This window comes from Candidatus Jordarchaeum sp. (assembly GCF_052745115.1).
On the sequence record NZ_JBRAKS010000019.1, the window covers coordinates 1 to 21,842 of the forward strand.

Consider the following 21,842-nt stretch of genomic DNA (forward strand, 5'->3'; position numbering starts at 1 on the left):
TCAAAGATTTTAAAGTTTCTCAAAAAATAAAAAGATGTAGAACTTCCTGTAAAAGGAGCAGGCGTTTTTTGATATCACTTTTCCGTCTCAGAGCCGTATGTAAGTGTATCTATAATTCTTCCTTTTTCTTTACCTAAAGGAGTAACAGGAAGATAAGCTCCACCAGTAAATGTAAGTCCACATTTTTTACAAGACCATACACCAACAGATATTCGCTTAACGGCTTTCGTTGCGCATTGTGGACATTTATGGGGCTTTTTCAGGTTTTCTAAAATGGTTTTTACCTGTTTTCTCGCTTTTGTACCGTACCTTGTTCCGTATCTACCAGTAATTCCAACTTTTTTAGTTTTTGGCATCATGAGCCCTCCCGTTTCAAAATTGGGGAAATGTATTTTTCCCTAATTTCTTTTGTAATGTCTGCTGCTATGTCTATAGCATTGTAAATATCTTGGGAAGTTAGTGCCCCACGCTCTCCTTTTTGCATGGCACAAATATTACCATTCACATCATAGACTATGGTGATTCTGCAATCCATGACATCTTCCTCTTCTAATATAGGATCTGCAACCAGTTGGCCATTTATCTTTGCCAGAGTTAATGAAACAGGTATGTTATTTATAGGAATAGGTATTTTTTCATCAATTATCTTTACTTTACCTTCCTCAATCTCTATTTTGGGAATCTGGGCCGTAAGTAAAGCGCAAACGGTTGCTAGTGAAGAGGCGTCAAAAAGATTTCCACCATGGTCAATAATATAGATGTCAACAAAGAGAATCCATACTTTTTCATTAGGAATTATGCAGAGTTTGTCTAAATCCACCATTTTAGATTCTCGAACACCCCTGTCTACAACTCTTGCTAACTCGACCGCCTCACCACTAGGTGGACCTGATTCAAAGTAGGGAGAAGCCATTGGTATAAATTCTGCGGCAACCGTCACAACTCCCGAGTTAGGAGTATCAGGATAAGGAGTTCCAATCTCTGCACTAACCCCTACGATAACCTTTGTGTTACCGATAGTGACTCTAGCCGACCCATTAGCTTTCTCCACTATTCCCCACTCAATAGTGATTGGACGTATCTCTTTCAATCCACGGCCATCTACTCTCTTCTCTTTACTTACGAGTGATCTTATGTATTTTATTTCAATTTCCGAGATTAGGCTATGAGGCATTTTTTAACCTCCATTATTTTGTGTTTCTTCTTCCTCTTCTGAGGCCTCATCCTGAATATTAATGTATTTTTGTATTAGAATTTCTCTTTGCATTTCATAAATTTTCTGACAACCCTTTACTGCTAGTTCGTAGGCTTGAACAAATTCTTCATTAGTCATAAAACCATCCATCTGTATTAGTGTAGTTAAATTCTTTCTGGGCATTATTGCAACAGGTAGGTCGGCTTGTCCACCCTTATCTTCCACATCATTTAAATCAAGAGCAATTTTTCCATCTATCTTTCCAGCAGCGCAGGCTGCTACCAAATCACGCAGAGGAATCCCCGCATCAGCTAAAGCTAAGGAAGCAGCTGTTATACTTGAACATCTAGTGCCCCCATCCGCTTGAATTACTTGTATGTAAACATCAATGGAAGCTCTAGGAAAATATTTCAGAAAAACAGCTGGGGCCAGAGCTTCTGTTATGACTTTTGAAAGCTCTGTTTCTCTACGAGACGGTGCAGGACTCTTCCTTTCCTCCACAGAAAAGGTAGCCATTCTATAAATACATTGAAGTAAAGCCTCATCAGGCTGCGCCAGATGCCGAGGATGTAATTCACGGGGACCATAAACCGCTGCAAGAATCTTACTTTTTCCCTGCTCAATATACGCAGAGCCATCTGCTCTCGAGAGAACCCCGACCTCCAACTTAATCGATCGAAGTTCATCTAACTTTCTTCCATCAAGTCTCAAATTTTCATCATTTAGTAGTTTAATATGAGATGGAATATGAATATCTTCTTCCATTTAACCACCCGATATAATTTATTTATGAATCAAATCTCTTATCCTATCAGTCAAACCAGAGGTATGGGCCTCGCGTTCGATCTGTCTTATAGCCTTAATAACCCTCTCTTCATCCTCAAAACTCTTACCAGAAACCCAAACAACCCCATTCTGACCAATAACAATTTGACATCCAGTCTCCTTTTTTATCATATTTATCATAGAACCCTTACGCCCAATTAGGCGTGGAATTTTTGTGGGTAACATTTCAATTAAATATCCGCCTTGAAGTTTCCCGAGACCGCGCTCTTTTGTGGTGAGCACAGGCGTTCTTGTTCGGTCAAAGGATACTATCTTAGCGACTAATGTGTCTCCCACATCAAATAGTCGGCGAAGATCATCTTTCAAAAGATCCAAACGTCGCTCTGATACATTTATAGGATGCATTAAAGCTTGGTATGGGGATTTTATATCAATTCTCCATGAGGTCATTTTCACATCTATAACTTTACCTATAACCACGTCCCCAGCTTTCGGAATATACGCCCCCTCAAAAGCAACAACTTGAATAACTTTACCTTTCGCCTCTGCTAAACCAACAACGGAGGAGTAAATACCATTACCTTCTCTAAAAGTACCTTCGCCTGGTTTATATTCGCCCTCTGCAAGTAGTTCCCCAGGCACTACAATATCCCTATTTTTAAAGTGTAACGACAAAAGTAAACCACCTTTTCATTCTTTCATAATTTTTACTTGCGCTTTCCCCCTAGTTTGATTATTCAAAGTTTCCACGAATTTACCTCTAATACCCGCAGGAATTTCCACCACAGCTATCCATGACCCATCCTTTTGCCATTCATCCTTGGATACTGTTCCGAAACGTTCTAATAGGCCATAACCCTTGCCTGAAAATTCTGGTGGAAACTTAACAGCTAGTTTTAATAGTTCCATTCTTATCGGTATTATTGGCTGAATCATTTTCAACACATCTTTTGCCTGCTCCTCGGGACTCCGCCATAAATCAATGGAGACCTTCGCCTCATCCATAGCTCGTTCGATTCTCGTCGGTGGATGAGGGAGGCCAGTTTGGGGATTAATACAATTCCGAGCTAAAATGTTTATTATCTGCAATTTTTTATTATTAATTATCTCCCTGCGTTGTTCTGTTGTGAGTTGAATAAATCCCTTCTTCAGAATAATTCGAGCAATTTCATCTACATTATTTGTTTCAAAGATTTCAAGCAGTTTATCCTCGGTTGCTTTAAGTCCTTTATGTGCATCTTCAAAAATATTAAAACTTTTTAGTATCTCCGATAAGTCAACATCCTTGCCACGACGAAAATCCCAAGCCTTGTCCGGATCAACAAGAATTTCGAATTTTTCTCCATGGAATTCTAAACGAGCTATTACCGTATCACCTAAATCAACCCACTTTGAGCCCCGAATATCAGACATAATTATCAGTCCTAACTGCTACCAGACTTTTTAATCTCATCGATGTAACCTTGAACCTCACTAGAAGATAGTCTCTTGAAAACCTTTGATTTAACGTCTACAACTGCAACCTCAACCTTTGTAGGATCAAGCTCGGATTCTAATACCTGATTTAAAGCCTTGAGAGAGAGTTTAATAGAATCCTCAAGTCCCATATCCTGCTTATACTCCTTCTCTAAAACTTCCTTGGTAGCCTGAGACCCACTACCTATAGCAGCCGCCCAATAAGACCAGTACGTTCCAGAAGGATCAGTCATGAACAGCTTGGGACCAATATCATCTACTCCAGCAATCAAGAAAGAAACACCGAAAGGTCTAACTCCTGCATGCTGAGTATACATCTGTTTAGTGTCACCAATAAACCTAGTTAAACCCTCAACATTAATAGGTTCATCATAAATTATACGATTACGCTGAGCCTCAACCCTAGCCTGGTTCACTAAAACCCTGGCATCAGCGGTTAGTCCGGCGATTGCGCTTCCGATGTGTTCGTCTATAACGAATATTTTTTCTACGCTTTCAGGATCTTGAAGAGCTAGTACACGTTTTTCTACTGCAAGCACCACACCATCTTTACACCTTACACCTATTGCGGTAGTGCCTCGACGCACGGCTTCGATTGCGTATTCCACTTGGAATAGCCGTCCATCGGGGGAGAAAATTGTGATGGCGCGGTCATAACCTAAACCTGGAGCGGCAAACATTACACTTCAACCTCCTATTTTAATAATATACCAACAATTTTTAAAAATGTTATAAATGCCAATTCACATATAACATTAATCCAATTTCACACACGTCAATAATAATGTATCTATACGCCAGTTAATATCTTTTATTAAGCATATCTTATATGTATATCCACCATACATGGCATTTTTTAAATATATCTTAAGAGATAATAATTTTCCTCATTTAGATATTCTAGGGAAAGGTTCAACGATTGTTCTTTAGTGTGGTATTGTTTTGCGTGAACGAGTATAATGTGTTCTAAATTGGCGCCTTATATGTATCCAGTCTTAACCAAATAATTCTGAAAAATCTATGGTCTTAGAATCATTTTTGGTTGGCATGAAAAAAAATGCTGTGGGTTCTAAGCGGGATTTATTTCCATCTAGTATTTCCTTTTGTATGGATCTAATTAAATAAGTTGCTAACGGTATCTCTTTTATTAAGTAATCTGCGAAAAGTGCCGATGTGTAAAGCCGATTTTGTCTTAGCAAGAATTGTATAATCAAAGGATTTAAATCATACATTTTTTCCCATGGATTATTGGGAGTAATAATTATTCTTCTACTCTGAGTTGATTTTTCTAATTTTCTTTTTGCTAATTTAATTTGATCAATTGTTACTGATTTCCCCTCATCTGTTTTAGCCCTATAATGTCTTAGTCTCTTCCCTAGTTCTCCTTCCCCATTTACAATTCTCTCCGCTTCATCTATAAGCTCTTTTGATTTTAGATCTATTTCTTCCAGCTTAAAAATAATATATAAATATAAATCATCTTTTCCCTGAGGTTTGGAATATTTTGGAAACTTCTTCTTTAATTCGGATAAAACTCCACTTAATTTATTTGATTTTAAAAGTATTGGCCCGGCTAAAGTTTCTTCGTTGATTTTTGGATTAGGATTAGAAGCAGATATTGAACCGAAAGAACTCCGCTTGATTTCATTAATGGAAGTTTCGTATATATGCGCCGAGCCAGAAATCGTAGTAATAGTGCCCATAGCCCTTCTCCCACCAAATTTACTCGAAACTTCTGTTAAAAACACTGTGAAAACCCCTGTGACATCATCAGGATGGGCTCTGGCCATATCATTGCTTCTAATATACACAGTTGAGTGAATTTTTGAGTTTAGTTTATGAAAAAGTACTACGTTAATACAAGGAGGATTCGTACTCATCATATCGGTTGCAGGGTTCCATAACTGGGCAAAAGACACGCTCCTACCCCTACTTAACTGATCTTTAATATACTCTAACTGATTAAATTTGAATCTATCTCGCATACACCATCCGTATGTATATGCATGTTCTCCTTTTTCGGAACTGAGATATTGAGGGATATAATTTTCAAGAATCATATCTTCGCTTAACCCAATGTAATCTCGGGGAATTATGTTTCCACTTTGCCAGTCACTTAGATGTATGGTAGCACAAAATGTTTCACGGGTTTTCTGCTTTTTATCCTCGGTTGTTTGTTTTACTCCTTTCTCAATAATAGTATTGATACAACTTCTCCATGCAACATCGATATTTCGAGTTCGAATTAAATATGGACCATAAAAACTCATTTCTCATTCACGACCGATATTTATAGCATAGTAAGGATGAGGAGGTTTAGGGTAAACTCCAATGGTATTTATATTTTCGTCTGCAATTGCAGCTTCAACAGCTGCTACCTCTCGGAATATATTGTTTGCATTTTTTATTGGGCCATAAAGATTGATATCGAGCCCGTATATGGAAGGAAGAGCATAATCAAATGAGAAATCGAGTTCTTTCAATTTCTTTTTACTTTCAGGAATCCTCGACTGTAAGTTATGTATTCCTATACACGCAGGGTAACCATAGTGATTTTTCATCAACCAAGCTGTGTGCAAAGCTCTTATTGCTCCTTCTCCTAGAATAGAGACACCAGGATCGATAATTGGATATTTTATGGATCCTTTAATAAATTCAATTATCTCTTCAAACCTGTTGATTGTTGAGGTTATTTTTACATCAAATGGTAAAATAATAGAGTATTCTATTGTTCCAATTTCATTTATTAGAGTTTGTTCTCTTGAGTCTATTTTTATTATTGAGTTATATATTACTCTGTTATCTATACCAATATCCTTGGCCACGCTCATGGCTTCTATCCTTGATTCTAGAATGGGGGAATCGATTACTATTGGCGAGTCGGTAAAATCCGCAGTAAAAAGAAGATAATTTGTTAAGGCTTCAGGAGTCTCTCCCACAATATGAACCATTGCTGGGATCTCGTAATTTAAAGAGTTCTCATCCTGCTTTCGAATTTGTTCTTCAGCCTTGGCTTTATCAAAAAGACCCTTGCTATGATTACTTACTAATTTATCTCCTTTGTAAAAAATTGTGCCGGCCAAAACTATGGGATATTCGCCTCGTTGCCCACCTATTTTAATTCCGGCAATTTCGAAAACTCTTAATTTGCCAGTGAATATTAGAGGATTTAAAAGGGATATACCCTTATTTAAATAAATTCTGTTTTCAACTTGAAATCGCCTTACACAGTTGTCCCAATCGTATTCGACTTTAGGTATTGGAGGAAGAATAGGAGCTTCCGGAAAAGGAGATATGGCTTGTTCACTTAGATTATTTATAATAGAGATTATTTTTTTAGCATTAGTTTCTCCTTTAGCATCTACGACTTTTATTTGTCTTTGAAATCTTTTAACAAATTTATTCGGATCATCTCCATGAAAATAATTTGGATGTAGAATAGGTATGGTTCCCTTACTCCCAATAATTCTGTAGTTTTTGTCAATTCCATTATTATGAAGAGATATTAAAGTTTGACCAGGTTCATGACCTAATACTCTTTCACCACATATAATGAGGATTCTAATATGGGTATTAGAAACCAAGTTTTGTATAATCTTGGCTATCCCATCATTCTCAGTTTCACAGAAGCCAACAATCGCAATTTTATCACTTAGCTTAGCCAATTCTTTAGGTAAGTCGTAAGATCCACATGTAACTATTGCAATAGGGGATTTTTTGTTTACAACAAAATAGTCACCAGCAATAAAAGGCCAATTGGACATGAACAACCTCCATTATAATAACTTAAAAACTCATTGATGTCAATTATTAGACGATATAAAATAAATTTTTAACTTAGGTAATAAAGTGAATACTGCTAACAAACGAAACAAACGGGAATTAAATATTTTTAGTGATAGATTAATGATAAATTTTTGCAGAATCGTACTTTATTCGTTACCGAAAAAAAGAATTAATGAGATAATTTGAATATCTTGTATCTAGAATTGTCAATTTTTAAACTTAAACATCAAGTAACTGGTAAAATGGGCTTTGTGTATTTTTAAACGCGCTCCTGAGGTAGCCAGTTTCGGAGTTTGTGGAAGACCCTCGCGATGATTTCTGCTCTTTCTTTTTGTCTTGTAATATCGTCCCTTGATAGTTCCCTTACTTGTTTTGCCGGTGCGCCCGAAACAGATAAGCGGGGGGGAACAACCATGTTTTGCACCAAAATCGACCCTGGAGCAACTAAGGCGCCTTCCCCAATGGTCACTCCTTCATAGATTATAACACCGTCTCCTATTAACACCGCATCCCCACAGTAACAGCCATGCATTACCACATGGCTTCCCACACTAACAAAGTTCCCTATTATTACCGGAGCATCCTCAGAATGAGCATGAATGACACACCCATCCTGTATACAGGAATAAGCACCAATTTGTACCTTTGAAAAGTCACCTCTAACTACACTTCCCGGCCAGACGCTTGCGTATTCTCCAACCTCGACATCGCCCACTAAGGTTGACTGTGGGCTAACATACGCTTCTTTATGAATTTTTGGTTTTTTTTCCTGAAATACAACTACTGGACTCATCTTCTTTTAAGCCTCCACTTTTGAGAATATATAATAATATAGTACATTGTTTTTAAAAAATTAAGCCTATAATGTATATCTAATATTTTCAAAATTAAAAGATACCTCAATTATCTTTTTTTAATTTAAAAATTTGATTTCAAATAAATTCTTCTTCACAATAGTCTAGCCACTCTTGTTTACAGTCGCATTCCATATTTAAGAGTACTTCAGGGCTCTGGGTTAGTGTAAATTCATTAAGTAGTTTACGAATTTGTTTATCGCATTTTCCGCAGTTATGTGGACCCTTCTTGCTGCCTATTCCGACTAAACTGCAGATAATTCTTCTTTCGCTATTTAAATTCTTTGATGTTTTTTTCAATATTTCAATGATGCTCCAAAGCCACGGAGGTCGGTATTTACCTAGTTTCCACAGATACTCCACCAGAGTACCTCTATGTACGGTACAAGGATTAAAAGAAATAGAATTAACACCGATTTTAAAAGAATCAATTGCAGATGATATAGAATCTATTATAGCTTCACCCTCCCTCAGAAAGAGGGGTTTTATAAGGATATAGGATTTTACACCAACTCCAGTGTTCTTAGCCATAAAAACTGCTCGCTCAAAATCTTTTAATTCAAAGCCTTTGTTTATATAGTAATTTCGAATATTATCATTACTTGTTTCAAGCCCAATGGCAACCTCAAAATATATTTCCCCTAGTATCTCGCGACATTGGCTTAATATTTCGTAGTTGACATATTCTGGCCTTGTTTCAACAATTAACTCTTCAATCCGTTCATCGGCCGCAATCTTATTAAGAATTGATTCTCGCGCAGTTTTAGGCACTTCCATTTCATCAAAAAAGCTTCCAGAAGTAAAAATTTTAATAGCTAAAGGAGATTTGGCAGAAATACTGGATTCGTAGGCTAACTCAAATTGCTTAATCAAGGATTTAGAGTCAGGAACCGTTATAGGAGCATCATAGACGTATCCACACATTGAGCACCCTCCCCAATTGGATAATGCCCAATTGCAACCCCTCGTAGCGAGAATCACAACTAAAGAAGAACCAATCTTGTTAAAAAGGCGATCCTTCTCCAACCAGTATTTTACAGGTCTTTCCACAAAGTCTCTTCTAAATTTATTCAAATTTTTTCTACGGATTTCAACAATCTTATTAACTATTTTGGAATCGCTAACTTCAGACATTTTTAATCCTCTTTTTCTCGGTAAGCTCAACAGCAATACCTTTTTTTGAAAATTTCATCTCTAATCCACTCATATTAGATATTCCAACTGCGATCAATTCCTTTGTTAAATTGCGAACCATTACAAAGTCTCTAGGTCTAATCTGGGCATCCGCATCTTTAACGCCTGGAGCGAAGAGATTTGTACCACTTATTGCGTCTCCGTCAAATTCAATCCAGTATCCAAAATTGGACAGGCACTCAGCACCTCTCAACGTTAACCTGAATAAACCATATACTCGGTCAAATAAGGCGACTAATTTTCTGTCCACTAAAATTCTTATATTTCTCATTCTATCCGATTTTATATCTGCATTATTAGGTATCAGTTTTTCTCCAGCACCTATTCCAAATTGGTAATCAACAATTTTTCTCAACGATTCAATTTCTTCAGCTCTTTTTGTTCCAGACAAATCGGCATAGTTCTCCAAAACTAGTTTTAAACTTGATAAACTTTCCTTCCCCGCGGGGTTATCAACTATTTCGGTGAATATTATTTCTTTTCCAGACATGGTAGAAGCCTTTAAACAAGCTTCTCGATATCCTCCATCCAGATGCGCTATTAATACCGTGTCCTCATCTAGTTTTTTAAAATAATTTGAGAGGGATGCTGAAGCTATCTCTATTTCCTCTTGGTCCCAATCACCCGTCACTGGGATATCATAATACGCCGCGGGATAAACTTTTTCAAGCTCCCTTGGAACTAACCCTAATGGAGATGAGAGTATAACCTCTTGGATTAATCCCATACCAATCTGTTTTATTATTCCTCTAAACTTTCTATGGGATTGGGATTGAGAATAAGGCTTTTTTGCAGAACAAGGTAAAATAACCACAGTTCGAATACCTTTCGGTGGAGAATAACGTTCAGCAACTCTTATACGAAATCTTTCTATCTCTGGTCGGTGATATGACTCTGGCCCTATACAGTACATGACTCCTTTTTTGGAAATTGGTGTATACTCTTCGAGAAAATTGTAGTGAATCTTATCTAAGATTCGAAGATATGCCGCCAGTGTCGGTGAGTAATGTGATGATAATTCTACCCTTTCCCGTAAAAATCCATCTTTTATGTCCAGTCTTATTCTTTTTATAATGGAATTTGCAAAGAGAATGTTGTGATGCAATATTTTATAAAAACGCTCCTCCGAGGGCATTTCCCTGATTTCAGAAACGCTATAAGACGAACAGATCTGACAGTTACAAGGAAATTCAACTAGTTCCCAAATTTTCTTTGATTTGCCCTCTAATAATAAACTATTTCTCCTTGCCTCTTGTATCATAAGGGTTGTATCAAAAATATCCACGCCAGAATAAATTAAATGATAATAATATGAAGGATTAATAGGACCGGGAGCATATATTAGAGAGTCAGGTTGGATTTTTTTCCTTAAATTGACAATAAATTCCACTAGTTGACGAGGATTTCCAATAATATCTCTTAGGTTCTTCAAAATATAGACGTCAAAACCGATTTGAGAGATTTTATCTAGGTGTCTTTCACATAAGTCAGAATACTTGGAATAGAAAACTGGAACAGCAAGCGGTTTTTTCCCAATCATTTCTTTAAAGTACTTCGCATTTTTGAGTAGAATATCTAAAAAAGTAAGTGTATTTTGTCTATCCAATTCTACGAAAAACCCGCACGGAATAGTTAAAACTGTGGGTTTTAATCGTAACTGGTCTTCTAAATTTTGATTTAAATTGGGATAAATAAAAGGATTAGCCGTATTTGTTAAAAAGACATTATCGTAAAAATGTTCTTTTAAAAAATCTGGTAGAACGTTCAGAATTTTCAATTTATCTGAATTGTAATTTATATGACGAAAATGGGTGTGAATAAGTAAAGGAGTTTGAACTTTTTTATCAATTAGATCCATTTTTCCGATTCTACCAGGACCATCATGTTTAACGACTTCGAAGATTTCTTTGTTATCATTTTGCAAATAGTATCCACCTAATAATAAATTCTACCAAACATTATATTTGGAAATAAATAGTTTTTACGAGTTATATTTGGATCACTTTTCTTCATAAGAATAGTGCCATGTCATTTTAGAAACTTTTCCAAAAACCTCTCAACAGTGATAAATGCTTTAGATAAATCTTGCATGAGCGTTAAAAAATCTGTTTTTTCTTGTTTCGCCCGCATTTTTTTAAGATCCTTTAAATTTAGAGTGTTCCCCTTAATAAGAGAATTATAAACATACTTAGCTATTCGGTAGTAATCTTGTCTACGTAATTTTAGACGTTCTTTCTCTTCTAAAGAAGATCTAGTTAGTTTAAAAATATTCTTTGCTTCTGATATTTCTGCACTAAACAGAGTGACTAGTATAGAAAGTAAGATACTGAGAGAGGCTGTTTTTTTGGCGGGATCAAAAGTTCTCCAGTCCAGGATCGCAAGTTCGTATCCCCGTATAAAACTATCCAAAGCCTTCTTTTGATTATTTGTTGCTGAGAAACAATCGCCAACTTCTATGAAAAAACCGCTAGCTCTGCCGTAATCTCTTTCTCCTTCAAAAAATTCTGCGCAACGTAAGAAAAGCTTAATTGCTTCTTCAAAATTGCCTTTACTTTTTAAATCCACTGCAATGTGTATTAGATTTCCAATAGAATCCAAGGCATTAATATAAATGTCCCACTTTTTCCTATCATCTCGTAGAACAAATTTTGCTATTCTGTATGCTTCAATGAAATCTCCCCTAGAAATAGCTTCATCAAATACCTTTGACACTTTGGACACCAAAATTTGATTTAAAGTATTCACATATATTTAAATTAAAGTGATAGACCTTAGATCATTATTTTGCTCTATAAGTATTAATAATAAAAAGTTTTTAAATTCTAGTAGTGTACATCGGTCAACTATTTTGCGTCGAGTGTGAGTTTAAACTATGAGTGTTACTATTACAAACTCGGGAGCTATTGTCCTGGATAAAGTTGTTTGTGACGGGTATCTTCCCGGTCATAAAATACGGGTTGTAACGCACGTTCATTCTGATCATCTTTTAGGATTAGAGGATAGTATAAGAGATGGTGATTTGATTTGTACAACCTCTGCTACAAAGGATTTACTAGAAGTTATGGAAGGATTGTATCCACCCCAAATAGTTACACCCAACTATAAAACTTCTTTTAGCTATGAAAACGATACCATTACTCTTTTACCCGCGGAACATATCTTAGGTTCTGCGCAAGTTTTGGTAGAAACCCAGAATGGGCAAAGGTATGTTTATAGTAGTGATTTTAGGTATGAAGAAACACAAGCAACGAAATGTGATATCTTAGTTTTAGATGCAACATATGGCCATCCATCGTGTATTAGGCCACCACTTAGTGAAACTAAAGCTACGTTAGTTAATCTAGTTCGTTCTGAATTAGAAAAGCAAAACTCAATTATCATCTTTGGATTCTATGGAAAACTCCAAGAAGTAATGAGATTAATACATGAAGCTAAGATAGATATGCCATTCATTAATCCACCAAAAGTCTACTCTGTTTCCAAAATTTATGAGAAATATAACATTCCTCTTGGAGATTTTTACTCCTCATCAAGTGTAATGGGAAAAAAAATATTAAAATCCCAAAAATATGCCGGATTTTATCACCCTTTATTTAAACCAAAAGTTTACAAAAATTCTACCTTTATACATCTCACGGGTTGGCAATTTGAAGCGCCATACAAAAAAATAGGGTTAGGGGAATATGTTTTTTCGTGGAGTGGGCATTCGGATTTTAATCAATTAATTAGTTATGTAAAAAATTGTAGACCAAAATTGGTAATAACAGATAATTCTCGTCCAGGTAGTGCACGAAAACTGGCAGAGGAGATTACAGCCAGATTAGGAATAGAAGCAAAACCGGAACCATCCTAGAATAAACTCAACCAAAAAAGAATTTAAAGATTTAAAAAATTTAGATAGGGTATTAAACCAAGAAAAAATTGGAATCAAAATAAATAGAATAAATTAAATATTGAGGTTATATCTTCTTCGTTCCAGAAATTCTTGTTTCTTTGGATCGTTCCAGGTTCCTTTAAGTCCTTGTAAATATCCTGTTATCCTTGAAAGAATTTCAGCATTGGGGCTTTCACATTTCGGACATTTAAAGTTAAGAAGTTCTTCCACGGAGTCAAATTGATTATTTGACCAATCCATCTGTCCTTGACTGTGACAGTCGCTACATGCCCACATATCGACTGTGAAGTCAAAATAGGCGGTGAGAGTGTTTCTAGCTATTTTTTGAATAAAATTCCATAAGGCTTCAGGATCTGCGTATGCATCATCTAAGAATATGTGTTGAAGGAAACCTCCACCAAGTAACGGAGCAAACATTGCTTCTTTCTTTATTCTTTCTGTTAAAGGTATATCCGCATCTACTGGTTGGTGAATAGAATTAGTTAGATATACATTGGGATACTTTCCTCTAAGAAACGGTCTACTCTGCGGATAACGCTCATACATTATCTTAGCAAGTCTCCCTGCCGCTGATTCCGCGGGAGTTCTAGTTAGCTTTATGGGAAGACCTGTTCTCTCCGACCACTCATCAGCAAGTTTCTTCATGTTTCTAACAACCTTTATAGCAAACTTCAACCCTTCATCGTGCCAAAGTGGATACCCCACCACCATCTCAGTCATCTCAGCAAAACCAATTGTTCCTATGAGAAGCTCCCTTTCTTCAGGTATTATCATATCCTTCCCGTTTGGACGTTTAACATTGTATAAGGGAGCCAGATTGAGCTTCTTAATTCTTTTAATAATATTATATCGGTTTAAAAGACTGGGAATAGTTATGTTTTCAATAACTTGGTCAAAATCCTCAAAAAATTTGTCCTCATCTTGGTTAAAAGTTCTCGAAGCACTGGCAACCGGGTTAGGAGTATCCATTTGTATAGCACCGTAAACAGAGTTTCCTTGAATGTACTCCTCTTTCTGTTCAGGTGTATCTGCGGACCAGGTATGGGAACAACAAGAAACACATCCACCAATAATCTGTCTTCTCCAGTTGAGATAGTTAACAAAATATGGTAGACCATATTTTGCAGTTAGTTTTGCAACCCATAAATAGGCTTCCTCAAATTCAGGGTTCATCCACTCCTCGCGAAGTTCAATATTAATCTTGGGATAATTGAAAAGTTTGCCGTATCTATCTCCATTGTACAAGACTTTCATAAAGGTGATGAAATATTCTTTTACTTCCTCTACAAAATCTCCATAAACATATTTTTCACTAATTTTTCCACCAGGCATGATTACCGGTTCGTTCATGAACTCCTTCTTTATTCCCGGACCAATATCAATTGATGTAAAGGGCACTTGCCCGCCTCTAGCCACATATTGCTGTGTAGCAATAAATGGAGTATGTTGTGAAGCTTGTTCAACATCTCTTTTTGTTGCGTCCTTAAGATACCAAGCTATGGATTCCATCCAGTTGTGAAAGCCTTGACCTCCAGACATATTGCTTTGCCAAGAGGCGAGCCATATCGCTGCATGATTTGTAAAAACTATTAAGTGTTTGGCGGGGCCCGCACTTGAGGAGTGGGCACCATGTAGTCCGTCAGGCTCCAATCCTAAAATAGTAAATAATCTGGGGTCCCAAGATGCACAGTAATCCCTAATACTGGTATATTCTCTATCCTTATGGTAGTTATCTCCTAAAAGATGTGCATCGGTGATGTTAGTTGTGAAACTAAAAGTTTTACCAGAAGGAACTTCGACCTCTAAATGTCCGGGAAGTGTTAGATATGTATGCTCGGTCATAACTCGGTCGTAAACTATTTTTGCAATTGTTTCCGGGTTTATCTGTAAGTTTGCATTCCATGTGTGTTTAAGCGGGTTAACAATCATTTCATTTAGATCATGTATTGGAATGCCAATTCTTGTGTATAGCTTTCTTTCTTCTATCATGCCCATTTCGGCTAGCACAGAGCAGGCTATTTCCCTTATCATAGGGCTTGATAGCCATTGAATATTTGAAGATATAATACGCTGTACAACTTTTTTTGCTATCTGAGTCGCCTTTTTTTTATCCATCCCTGTTTCTTTAATGAGATTTTGAATAATTTTTGTTGCATCAAAGTTTTCAATCATTCCTCTCGAAGTTCTTACCGGTGGTAATAAAGAGTTAATAAAATCTCCGTTGCTTTCGTTTTCGAAAGTAGATACATCCCTATCTTTTGATGATGGACCAGAGTTAGACATAATAATCACTCTTTATATTTAATATTCGCCTCTCCAATTCATCGTTATAGATAATTTCTCCCAACACCAATTCTCTCATCGAATCGTTCTCATCTACTAATATTACTGAGGGGGTTGCTGATATGTAGATTTGGTTTTGTAGTAAATCGAATTCCAAATGTTCTGACATATCGTTAGAAATATCTACCAACTGTACAGAGATTTTTAGTTTTTTGCCAACTTCAAAAGCTATTTCTTTCATCGCTGGACATTTGGGACAGTTCTTCTGTGTAAATACTAGTAACTTCTTCACGCCCATACTTATCTTCATCCCCTGTTACTAAATATTAATGAGCTTTAATTCTCCCACATACTTCCTACACTAGGAAAATCTTTGATTGAATGAGGACACCCAATCAAATTGGTATAATATTTTAGCCTTTACCCTTTATTATGGGGAATACGAATCAGTATTAATTTAACTCATAAATTTTCAAAGTATATATTTGCCTAGAGTTTATAAAACCCTTGTTTTCTAGTAATCTGTCGAAGATGATGTTTAATGTTTGTAATTAAGATTACTAAAATATTTTTGATAGGTTACTCTATTTTTTTAGAGGTATATAAAATTTGCGGGAAGCATTAATTATTTTATTCGATTGTTAACCTCCTTACGTGTGGCTTGAAGTGGATAGCGCCAATTAAACTGGTTTGAAAGACATTATCTTTTAGGAGAGTATAACTAACATAGTTCTATTTTCTCCACTTAAAAAAGTAGGTAATACATGAGTTAATAAATTAAATGGTAAAAATTGGTATTATCATTAGGGTGAAGTTGCTTTATTTATGTTAAAAATTAATAAAAAATTTGGGGAATAGCATAAAAAATATATACCACTCTTGATTCCTTTTTAATACTAGTATATTTCAGCACCCTTCATATAAAAACTATTTTGTGAGGTGAAATAAGATTGCAGGGGTGTTCTTTCCTCGATTGGAGGGTTGACGAAATTCGTTGAAGCCGATATCTTTGAGCTACTAAATAAGATTGATACTCTCATTGAAGGTATAAATCTGTTTTTGAAAGACGAAAATGAGGAAAACAAGAATTTTTTGTTGAGTTCCTTGAAAAAGAACTTTTTGAAAGAATTTTCTTTACTAAGAGAAGGTATCGAGAAAATAGCATCAATAGCACTAACAAAAAAACAAAGAGAAATTCTTATGTATATAGCGAATCTGGAAGAGGTAACTGTCTTTACGAGGCTTGCTGAAGAAATATCAGACGTATTTGAAATGCCTAAATCAACGGCTAGATGGAATCTTAAGAGACTTGAGAAGGCAGGACTTATAACTGCAGGAAATAAGGAAAACAAAGGCGTGCCAGTTTCTCTAACATACATTGGTAAAATAGTGGCGCGTAAAGTGTACACCGATAGCATTAGAAAAAACAAATTCGTACCTAACACCATTTTACAATTTGTAGACTCTCTAGGATTCAAAAATACGCAAAGAGAAATAATTGAAGAAGAACTCCAACTAAAAATGCTTTGATATCGGAAGAATCTAGAATTCATTAGACCAGATAGGAGGAAAACCCTCCTTCTCTTTAAATTTCAATTGAAAATTAACTGTTGAAATGAATGTGAGGTTAGTAGATCTGCATATAGAGAGGAAATATACGTTCCATATTTGTAATCTACACAGTACGTGGTTAAAATTTATTGACCAAAACAATTAAATTCGGATGCCTTGTTTGTAAGGTGTATTTTGATGTTATTTGGAGGTTAAACCCATGAGGAGGCCTAGCTTTCTTTGTCAGCCAATTTATGAGAGATGTGGTTTCAGAAATATGTCTACCAGATAAAGTACTAGTTTTTGACACCACCTTGCGTGATGGTGAACAGACGCCAGGTGTTTCTTTTACTGTTAATGAGAAAAAAATTATCGCCGAAAGACTTGCAAAATTGGGTGTAAACATTATCGAGGCGGGGATGCCCGTAGTCTCCAAGGGAGAAGAGAAAGCTATTCGGGAAATAGTTAAACTAGGATTGAACACAGAAATTTGTGCACTAACTAGAACAAATCTAAAAGAAATAGACCTAGCTATTGATTGTGGCGTTGATCGGGTACATACTTTCATAGCCACATCGGATCTACATCTAAAAGAAAAACTAAAAATGACAAGGGAACAAGCTCTGAATAGCGCTGTCGAAGCGGTCAGTTATACGAAAGAGCATGGATTAAAAGTTGAATTCTCCGCGGAAGACGCTACTAGAAGCGATTTAAATTTCTTAAAAGAGATTTATGGAGAAGTTGGTAAAGCAGGTGTTAACGTTATTAATATACCGGACACTGTAGGATGTACCACCCCCAGAGCCTATGCGTATCTTACAAAACAATTGATGAGTGTTGTAAAAAGTGACGTGATAATATCAGTACATACTCATAACGATTTCAATTTAGCGGTTGCCAACTCTCTAGCTGCTGTAGAGATGGGAGCTAAACAGATTCATGTTGCAGTTAATGGAATAGGGGAAAGAGCAGGTAACGCTTCTTTAGAAGAAGCTGTCATGTCATTAATTGCCCTATATGGAATAAGTACAAGTATTAAAACTGAACATATTTTTGAAACTTCAAAGCTTATCGAGAATTTAAGTGGCATAAAAATTCCACCTAATAAAGCAATAGTTGGAGATAATGCTTTTCGCCATGAAAGCGGGATTCATGCCCACGCAGTACTGGTAGATCCCAGAACTTATGAACCGATTACTCCAGAGGTGATAGGAAGAAAGAGAAGTGAACAGGAAATATCACTTTCATCAATAGTGGTTGGAAAACACACGGGAAGACATTCCCTGAAGGCTAAGCTGGATGGTTATGGCTATATTTACTCTAATGAACAGTTTGAAGAAATTATGAGGAGGATTAAAGAATTAGGTGATAAAGGAAAAAATGTTACTGATATAGATTTACAAGTTATAGCAGATGATATCATTGGTAGAGTATCGGAGGAGGAACAGTTCTTAAAACTTAAAGAGCTTTTGGTAGTCACTGGATTGCATATTACTCCAACAGCAACGGTTCGAATAGAGGTAGGACAAGAAGAAAAACTTGTTTCAGACATGGGGGTCGGTCCAGTTGACGCAGCTTGCAACGCATTGCAGAAAGCTGTAAAAGCATTCGGAGAGATATCATTAGTTGAATATAATTTGGAGGCTATAACTGGTGGTACCGAAGCATTGGGTTTTGTTACGGTTAAAATAAAAGATCATAAAAATAAATTCTATATTGCTAGAGCAGCAAATGAGGATATAGTCAGTGCAAGCGTGCAAGCCCTAATTAACGCGGTTAACAGAAAACTAGCCTACGACAAGAATCAAAAGAGTTTATAATGTTACCTAAATCCCTATTTTTAGAACGCACCTTACATAATATTTTGGATATAATTTTTATAACGCGAATAGATTTTGAAGTTGAGTGAGAGCCGATTCTGTCCATACCGTTAGCCTGCCGGGAATAGTTCCAGGTGCTAAAAGTTCAGCATTCAAGTTCCTTACGTTTACTATATCTAATCCAGGATGATTTCTTGACGCTTTTACTATTCCCCGATCTTCACCTATTACAACTAGGATGCTTTTTGGCTTCTTGTACTTTCTACCACGCATTTTTCCTTTTCCTGATCTAATTTTTTTACCTTTCTTGGCTCTTAGTATATCGGGCCAAACACCTAATTTGATGAAGAAATCTCGGGTTTCTGAAGTTACATTAATACTTTGGAATTCGTCAGACACTATTAAGGGCATCTCTGGCAAGTTTTCTATTTTATGGCCTCTTTGTTTAACTAATTCGGGTTGAGCGGTTGCGGCTATTGCCGAGCAAATGGCCATCCTCCGTTCTTTTTTGTTAATTTTTTCCGCGTATTTTTTCTCAGGTTTTGGGGGATGCGCTCTTCTACCCCCAACAGTCATGGGGGCCAGTGCTCCACGCATAGCTGCGGAGTAGCGTGACCCTTTTACTCTAGGAACTCTGGCAATTCCCATTCCGGGTCCTCGAGACTCGGCTGTTGTTCGCATACCTGCATTTTTATTTACACCGTATGGCTGAATTCTTGCAGCTCTTGAAGAAAGTACTGCTCTTTTAATCAGATCTGGTCTATATGGTGTATCGAATATTTCAGGCAGCTTAATAGAACGTAAGGGTTCACCATCAAGTCCATAAATGTTAACTTTTTTCGCCATTATGTTTCCTTCCCTTAAACTCCCTGTTTAGATTTTGTGCTTACATAAGAAATTGTGGGGGGGACTTCAGGTATATTAATTGGCGGGCGTATTGGATAGCGAAGAGTTATTAGACGTTTAGGAGGACCAGGAACAGAACCTTGAAGCAGGAGATAATTTCCACGAACTAAACCGTAACGAATGAAACCCCCACTAGGTGAAATCTCCTCTCCCCTTTCGCCAATTTTTAGGATTCTTTTATTATATTCTGTACGTTGGTGATAACCCATTTGTCCTGCTCGGGGAACTGTGTAAGAGACTCTTGCTGGCCTCCATGGCCCAATGGCGCCAACTCCTCTCTTTGTTTTTCTAGATTTATGCTGGAGTATACGTATTCCCCATCTTTTTACAGGTCCCTGAAATCCTTTTCCTTTAGTTATTCCAATGACATCAATATAGTCTCCTTCTTTGAAAATATCTCCAATAGTAATCTGTTTTCCTAAAATTTGTTTGCTGTAATTTATTTGCTCCTCTATTGAGCCCCCTCCAATTTTAATTTCTACGATATCGGGTTTTATCTTTGGTACACTTGCTAATCGAGGTTGAGTGTGAAGTAGAGCGCGGATTTCAGATATCTTTTCTTTTTTCTCCTCCAACTGATTTAAGGCTTTATCGTAATCGTAATCAACCGGAAGAGTAAAGTTTCTTCTAAGGTCATTTGATAATTCTGGCATCCAAACTTCTGTAAGGGCATGTAAGCCATAAGGGGTCAAATTATAGGCTCTTATTCCAAAAGATATTATAGGAGGAGTTTCTATAACCGTAGCTGCAAATACTCTTTCCTGTCCAAAATAGGGACTGTACGAATGGTCTTCAATTAGCAACACATGTGTCATTCCCGCTTTATATCCAGCAGCTCCAAGTATGGTTGGTGATTCATCGTACTCAGGCCAATTTCTGATATGCCCTATTGAACTAGAGGCCCTTCCTCTAGGTAAGTAAGCTAAACTTCCTCTCTTTGGTGCATGAGTTTTTCGATGTCCCATCTTGTTAACCTCCTGAATTAAAAGATTCCTTGCAAACAAAATAACAATTACAATATTTTCCAAGAGTTTTAATATTTAATTAATAATCTTGATAATATTTTCACATAACGCATTAAACTACTTTTTGCCCTTTTTGCGTCCAGCCCTGCGTGCAGCAATAAGGCCAACTTTTTGGCCGGGAGGAGCATTTCGGGAAACTGTTGAAGGCCCACCAACGTGTTGGTGACTTCCACCACCATGAGGGTGTGACGCTGCATTCATAGCTACACCACGTACCTTAGGCCATTTCCAACTCTTCGCTTTTGAGAGATGATAAACGTTACCTGCTTTAATGAATGGTTTATCGGTGCGACCTCCTCCGGCGACCACCCCTATTGTAGCGTTACAATTAGGGTTGAAGGCCTTTATTTTATTTGAGGGAAGGCGGACCATTGATTTATCTGCGCTATGGGATAGAACTGTGGCATATGCTCCTGAAGAACGAACAAATTTTCCACCATCTCCGGGGGTTCCTTCCAAATTAAAAATAGGAGTCCCCTCGGGAATTTCACGAAGAGGTAAAGTGTTGCCTAGTTTTAGAACAGCTTTTGAACCATATCCAATTTTTTGCCCTATAAAGGCCCCTTCGGGCACAAGAATTAACTGTTCTCCGCCGTCTTCAAACCTTACTTTAGCAAGGGGAGCGCCTCTGCCTGGTTCGTGTGTTAGTTCAATAATTGTTCCGTATATTACTTCCTTGTCTTTTTTAATGGAGCAGTGTTTAATCTTACCTTTCCTTTTGTGACTTGGGGCTCGGAAATTTGACCCGCCTCTGCCACGTCTTTGAACAAGTATGCGTTTACCCATAAGTGGGGCCTCCTTTTAAAAGTTTGATTTAGAGTTTAAGCTGGATATTGATTTTGTATTTAAAAAGTTTTTCAAAGAAGAGCTGAACATTAATTCCGTTATGTGATGTTTCACGGAGCCGTTCTTTTCTGAATTATAATTATTTAATATGATGGTTCTTTTTCTATTCTTTATTAGATTTTGTAGAGCTATATAGATATTAGGGGGAATAAATAAAGTTTTTCATAACAACCAGTATTTGAAAATGAAATAGGTTATTAAAACTGGTTTTGGCTGGTGAGCAGC

The 21,842-nt window shown here is 36.7% G+C and carries 20 protein-coding genes; 3 read left to right on the forward strand and 17 right to left on the reverse strand.

Annotated elements, in window-relative coordinates:
- Window positions 1-74 precede the first annotated feature (74 nt).
- The 12 genes from ACUVXA_RS02835 to ACUVXA_RS02890 all read right to left on the reverse strand — a co-directional run bounded on the left by ACUVXA_RS02835 (window position 75) and on the right by ACUVXA_RS02890 (window position 12,003).
- Window positions 75-356, reverse strand: coding sequence for a 50S ribosomal protein L37ae (locus ACUVXA_RS02835; protein ID WP_445869718.1), 282 nt, complete (start codon window positions 354-356; stop codon window positions 75-77).
- Window positions 356-1,174, reverse strand: coding sequence for an exosome complex protein Rrp42 (gene rrp42, locus ACUVXA_RS02840; protein WP_445869719.1), 819 nt, complete (start codon window positions 1,172-1,174; stop codon window positions 356-358). Before rrp42 ends, ACUVXA_RS02835 begins: the two co-directional genes overlap by 1 nt.
- A 3-nt stretch (window positions 1,175-1,177) precedes the next feature.
- On the reverse strand, window positions 1,178-1,960 hold the full coding sequence (gene rrp41 / locus ACUVXA_RS02845; RefSeq protein WP_445869720.1) for an exosome complex exonuclease Rrp41: 783 nt from the start codon (window positions 1,958-1,960) through the stop codon (window positions 1,178-1,180).
- 18 nt (window positions 1,961-1,978) lie between these two features.
- The gene (gene rrp4 / locus ACUVXA_RS02850) at window positions 1,979-2,656 is read right to left on the reverse strand and encodes an exosome complex RNA-binding protein Rrp4 (protein ID WP_445869721.1); all 678 of its coding nucleotides are present in this window, start codon (window positions 2,654-2,656) and stop codon (window positions 1,979-1,981) included.
- Window positions 2,657-2,671: 15 nt separating this feature from the next.
- Window positions 2,672-3,394 carry a ribosome assembly factor SBDS gene (locus tag ACUVXA_RS02855; protein ID WP_445869722.1) on the reverse strand — a complete coding sequence of 241 codons (723 nt, stop codon included), beginning with the start codon at window positions 3,392-3,394 and terminating at the stop codon, window positions 2,672-2,674.
- Window positions 3,395-3,405: 11 nt separating this feature from the next.
- Window positions 3,406-4,137 (reverse strand): archaeal proteasome endopeptidase complex subunit alpha, encoded by a 732-nt coding sequence (gene psmA / locus ACUVXA_RS02860; protein WP_445869723.1) that lies wholly within the window; start codon window positions 4,135-4,137, stop codon window positions 3,406-3,408.
- Between the two features lie 315 nt (window positions 4,138-4,452).
- Complete coding sequence (locus tag ACUVXA_RS02865) at window positions 4,453-5,727, reverse strand: thymidylate synthase (RefSeq protein WP_445869724.1); 1,275 nt, start codon at window positions 5,725-5,727, stop codon at window positions 4,453-4,455.
- Between the two features lie 3 nt (window positions 5,728-5,730).
- Entirely contained in the window at window positions 5,731-7,221 is a 1,491-nt protein-coding gene (locus ACUVXA_RS02870) for a hypothetical protein (RefSeq protein WP_445869725.1), read from the reverse strand.
- Window positions 7,222-7,502: 281 nt separating this feature from the next.
- Window positions 7,503-8,036 (reverse strand): gamma carbonic anhydrase family protein, encoded by a 534-nt coding sequence (locus ACUVXA_RS02875; RefSeq protein ID WP_445869726.1) that lies wholly within the window; start codon window positions 8,034-8,036, stop codon window positions 7,503-7,505.
- Between the two features lie 139 nt (window positions 8,037-8,175).
- The gene (locus ACUVXA_RS02880) at window positions 8,176-9,231 is read right to left on the reverse strand and encodes an archaeosine biosynthesis radical SAM protein RaSEA (RefSeq protein ID WP_445869727.1); all 1,056 of its coding nucleotides are present in this window, start codon (window positions 9,229-9,231) and stop codon (window positions 8,176-8,178) included.
- Entirely contained in the window at window positions 9,224-11,215 is a 1,992-nt protein-coding gene (gene arcS, locus ACUVXA_RS02885) for an archaeosine synthase subunit alpha (RefSeq protein WP_445869728.1), read from the reverse strand. The genes ACUVXA_RS02880 and arcS overlap by 8 nt, the downstream gene beginning before the upstream one ends.
- A 104-nt stretch (window positions 11,216-11,319) precedes the next feature.
- On the reverse strand, window positions 11,320-12,003 hold the full coding sequence (locus tag ACUVXA_RS02890; RefSeq protein WP_445869729.1) for a hypothetical protein: 684 nt from the start codon (window positions 12,001-12,003) through the stop codon (window positions 11,320-11,322).
- 160 nt (window positions 12,004-12,163) lie between these two features.
- On the opposite strand from ACUVXA_RS02890, the gene ACUVXA_RS02895 reads away from it, so the two are divergent.
- On the forward strand, window positions 12,164-13,144 hold the full coding sequence (locus tag ACUVXA_RS02895; RefSeq protein WP_445869730.1) for a hypothetical protein: 981 nt from the start codon (window positions 12,164-12,166) through the stop codon (window positions 13,142-13,144).
- Window positions 13,145-13,237: 93 nt separating this feature from the next.
- On the opposite strand, the gene nrdD is transcribed toward ACUVXA_RS02895, so the two are convergent.
- Window positions 13,238-15,469 carry an anaerobic ribonucleoside-triphosphate reductase gene (nrdD, locus tag ACUVXA_RS02900; protein ID WP_445869731.1) on the reverse strand — a complete coding sequence of 744 codons (2,232 nt, stop codon included), beginning with the start codon at window positions 15,467-15,469 and terminating at the stop codon, window positions 13,238-13,240.
- Window positions 15,462-15,767: a conjugal transfer protein TraF gene (gene traF / locus ACUVXA_RS02905; RefSeq protein ID WP_445869732.1), complete on the reverse strand. Its 306-nt coding sequence runs from the start codon at window positions 15,765-15,767 to the stop codon at window positions 15,462-15,464. The genes nrdD and traF overlap by 8 nt, the downstream gene beginning before the upstream one ends.
- A gap of 683 nt (window positions 15,768-16,450) precedes the next feature.
- Between traF and ACUVXA_RS02910 the strand changes: the two genes are divergently transcribed.
- Together ACUVXA_RS02910 and ACUVXA_RS02915 are read left to right on the forward strand one after the other, a co-directional pair.
- Window positions 16,451-16,999, forward strand: coding sequence for a winged helix-turn-helix domain-containing protein (locus tag ACUVXA_RS02910; protein WP_445869733.1), 549 nt, complete (start codon window positions 16,451-16,453; stop codon window positions 16,997-16,999).
- Between the two features lie 275 nt (window positions 17,000-17,274).
- Window positions 17,275-18,840 (forward strand): 2-isopropylmalate synthase, encoded by a 1,566-nt coding sequence (locus ACUVXA_RS02915; RefSeq protein WP_445869734.1) that lies wholly within the window; start codon window positions 17,275-17,277, stop codon window positions 18,838-18,840.
- 57 nt (window positions 18,841-18,897) lie between these two features.
- On the opposite strand, the gene rpl4p is transcribed toward ACUVXA_RS02915, so the two are convergent.
- The 3 genes from rpl4p to ACUVXA_RS02930 form a co-directional block, all read right to left on the reverse strand.
- On the reverse strand, window positions 18,898-19,686 hold the full coding sequence (rpl4p, locus tag ACUVXA_RS02920) for a 50S ribosomal protein L4 (RefSeq protein WP_445869735.1): 789 nt from the start codon (window positions 19,684-19,686) through the stop codon (window positions 18,898-18,900).
- A 14-nt stretch (window positions 19,687-19,700) separates the two neighbouring features.
- A complete protein-coding gene (locus ACUVXA_RS02925; RefSeq protein ID WP_445869736.1) occupies window positions 19,701-20,711 on the reverse strand; it encodes a 50S ribosomal protein L3 in 1,011 nt (336 codons plus the stop codon).
- 117 nt (window positions 20,712-20,828) lie between these two features.
- A complete protein-coding gene (locus ACUVXA_RS02930; protein ID WP_445869737.1) occupies window positions 20,829-21,557 on the reverse strand; it encodes a 50S ribosomal protein L2 in 729 nt (242 codons plus the stop codon).
- Between the last annotated feature and the right edge of the window lie 285 nt (window positions 21,558-21,842).